We start from the raw sequence: 297 nt of genomic DNA on the forward strand, positions 1-297 counted from the left end.
GTTAATTAAAAATTATCATGAAGAAAAAGGCTGGGCTATTAATTGGATGTGTCGGTTGGCTCATATTAGTCGTGCTGCTTACTATAAATGGCTAAAGCACAAGCCCAGTCAACGTGAACTGAGAGACTAAACTATCCTTGATAGGATTCTAGAAATTTCTAAAAGCAATAATAGTTTATTTGGTTCAGTTAAAATGACACTTATGTTGAACAATAAGCTAGAAGCTGGAGAAAAACCAATCTACCGACGGACTGTAGCTCGTTTGATGTGTGTGAACAATATTTATTCCAACAAAGC

1 pseudogene is annotated in these 297 nt (G+C 35.7%); it reads left to right on the forward strand.

The window, feature by feature from the left end:
• Nucleotides 1-145: 145 nt before the first annotated feature.
• Nucleotides 146-297, forward strand: a pseudogene (locus E4T71_RS10880) (IS3 family transposase); the annotation flags it as partial.

The sequence above is a fragment of the Streptococcus sp. WM07 genome (genome assembly GCF_004570525.1).
Lineage (GTDB): Bacteria > Bacillota > Bacilli > Lactobacillales > Streptococcaceae > Streptococcus.